Source organism: Xenorhabdus indica, from assembly GCF_014467235.1.
In the GTDB taxonomy this organism is placed as follows: domain Bacteria; phylum Pseudomonadota; class Gammaproteobacteria; order Enterobacterales; family Enterobacteriaceae; genus Xenorhabdus; species Xenorhabdus indica.
The window spans coordinates 20,245-23,446 of record NZ_NKHP01000035.1 but is presented as its reverse complement, the minus strand read 5'-3'; the positions used below and the strand labels follow the sequence as shown (position 1 = coordinate 23,446).

The window sequence follows — 3,202 nt, the reverse complement described above, 5'->3', positions numbered from 1 at the left end:
GCTCTTTAACAATCTGGAACAAGCTGAAAAATTGAAACATTCAGTGACACGGCTTTCTGAGTGAAAGCGGTCATTGAAGAGTCTCTCAACAACCCCAGTCCGAAGACCCCTTCGGGTTGTGAGGTTAAGCGACTAAGCGTACACGGTGGATGCCTAGGCAGTCAGAGGCGATGAAGGACGTGCTAATCTGCGATAAGCGCCGGTAAGGTGATATGAACCGTTATAGCCGGCGATGTCCGAATGGGGAAACCCAGTGCAATCCGTTGCACTATCGTTTGATGAATTCATAGTCAAACGAGGCGAACCGGGGGAACTGAAACATCTCAGTACCCCGAGGAAAAGAAATCAACCGAGATTCCCCCAGTAGCGGCGAGCGAACGGGGAGGAGCCCAGAACCAGCAACAGCTTGTGTGTCAGTGGAAGCGTCTGGAAAGGCGCACAGTAAAGGGTGACAGTCCCGTACACGAAGATGCATAAGGTGGGAGTTCGATGAGTAGGGCGGGACACGTGGTATCCTGTCTGAACATGGGGGGACCATCCTCCAAGGCTAAATACTCCTGACTGACCGATAGTGAACCAGTACCGTGAGGGAAAGGCGAAAAGAACCCCGGCGAGGGGAGTGAAAGAGAACCTGAAACCGTGTACGTACAAGCAGTGGGAGCACCCTTTGGGGTGTGACTGCGTACCTTTTGTATAATGGGTCAGCGACTTATATTCTGTAGCAAGGTTAACCGTATAGGGGAGCCGCAGGGAAACCGAGTCTTAACGGGGCGTTAAGTTGCAGGGTATAGACCCGAAACCCGGTGATCTAGCCATGGGCAGGTTGAAGGTTGGGTAACACTAACTGGAGGACCGAACCGACTAATGTTGAAAAATTAGCGGATGACTTGTGGCTGGGGGTGAAAGGCCAATCAAACCGGGAGATAGCTGGTTCTCCCCGAAAGCTATTTAGGTAGCGCCTCGTGAACTCATCTTCGGGGGTAGAGCACTGTTTCGGCTAGGGGGTCATCCCGACTTACCAACCCGATGCAAACTGCGAATACCGAAGAATGTTATCACGGGAGACACACGGCGGGTGCTAACGTCCGTCGTGAAGAGGGAAACAACCCAGACCGCCAGCTAAGGTCCCCAAGTTCTGGTTAAGTGGGAAACGAAGTGGGAAGGCTCAGACAGCCAGGATGTTGGCTTAGAAGCAGCCATCATTTAAAGAAAGCGTAATAGCTCACTGGTCGAGTCGGCCTGCGCGGAAGATGTAACGGGGCTAAACCAGGCACCGAAGCTGCGGCAGCGACACGAATGTGTTGCTGGGTAGGGGAGCGTTCTGTAAGCCGTTGAAGGTGAACTGTGAGGTTGGCTGGAGGTATCAGAAGTGCGAATGCTGACATAAGTAACGATAATGCGGGTGAAAAACCCGCACGCCGGAAGACCAAGGGTTCCTGTCCAACGTTAATCGGGGCAGGGTGAGTCGACCCCTAAGGCGAGGCTGAAAAGCGTAGTCGATGGGCAACAGGTTAATATTCCTGTACTTGGTGTTACTGCGAAGGGGGGACGGAGAAGGCTATGTCATCCGGGCGACGGTCGTCCCGGTTTAAGCGTGTAGGTGGGGGTTCCTGGTAAATCCGGAGCCCTGATAACACTGAGGCGTGATGACGAGGCACTGCGGTGCTGAAGTGACAGATGCCCGGCTTCCAGGAAAAGCCTCTAAGCATCAGGTAACATGAAATCGTACCCCAAACCGACACAGGTGGTCAGGTAGAGAATACTCAGGCGCTTGAGAGAACTCGGGTGAAGGAACTAGGCAAAATGGTGCCGTAACTTCGGGAGAAGGCACGCTGGCGTCAGGTGAAGAAACTTGCTTTCGGAGCCGAGGCCAGTCGCAGAGACCAGCTGGCTGCAACTGTTTAATAAAAACACAGCACTGTGCAAACACGAAAGTGGACGTATACGGTGTGACGCCTGCCCGGTGCTGGAAGGTTAATTGATGGGGTTATCCTTAGGGAGAAGCTCTTGATCGAAGCCCCAGTAAACGGCGGCCGTAACTATAACGGTCCTAAGGTAGCGAAATTCCTTGTCGGGTAAGTTCCGACCTGCACGAATGGCGTAATGATGGCCAGGCTGTCTCCACCCGAGACTCAGTGAAATTGAACTCGCTGTGAAGATGCAGTGTACCCGCGGCAAGACGGAAAGACCCCGTGAACCTTTACTATAGCTTGACACTGAACCTTGAGCCTTGATGTGTAGGATAGGTGGGAGGCCTGGAAGTGTGGACGCCAGTCTGCATGGAGCCATCCTTGAAATACCACCCTTGAATGTTTGATGTTCTAACGTAAGCCCGTTATCCGGGTTGCGGACAGTGTCTGGTGGGTAGTTTGACTGGGGCGGTCTCCTCCCAAAGCGTAACGGAGGAGCACGAAGGTCAGCTAATCACGGTCGGACATCGTGAGGTTAGTGCAAAGGCATAAGCTGGCTTGACTGCGAGCGTGACGGCGCGAGCAGGTACGAAAGTAGGTCTTAGTGATCCGGTGGTTCTGCATGGAAGGGCCATCGCTCAACGGATAAAAGGTACTCCGGGGATAACAGGCTGATACCGCCCAAGAGTTCATATCGACGGCGGTGTTTGGCACCTCGATGTCGGCTCATCACATCCTGGGGCTGAAGTAGGTCCCAAGGGTATGGCTGTTCGCCATTTAAAGTGGTACGCGAGCTGGGTTTAGAACGTCGTGAGACAGTTCGGTCCCTATCTGCCGTGGGCGCTGGAAGATTGAAAGGGGCTGCTCCTAGTACGAGAGGACCGGAGTGGACGCACCACTGGTGTTCGGGTTGTCATGCCAATGGCACTGCCCGGTAGCTAAGTGCGGAAGAGATAACCGCTGAAAGCATCTAAGCGGGAAACTTGCCTTGAGATGAGTCTTCCCTTATCCCCAGAGGATACTGAAGGAGCGTTCGAGACGAGGACGTGGATAGGCTGGGTGTGTAAGCGTGGCGAGACGTTGAGCTAACCAGTACTAATGTACCGTGCGGCTTAACCTGACAACACCGAAGGGGTTTTGGGGGCGTTGGAGAGAAAGACGAAAAGTTTCAGAGACGGGAGTGGCCTGGGCCAGTCCGGCAGCTTGTTCGGGATTGAAAACAGGATTTGTCTGGCGGCAATAGCGCGGTGGTCCCACCTGACCCCATGCCGAACTCAGCAGTGAAACGCCGT

At 53.8% G+C, this 3,202-nt stretch carries 1 rRNA gene; it reads left to right on the top strand.

The annotated features are described in order from the left end of the window. Positions 1–122: 122 nt before the first annotated feature. A 23S ribosomal RNA gene (locus Xind_RS25475) occupies positions 123–3,030 on the top strand. Positions 3,031–3,202: the final 172 nt, after the last annotated feature.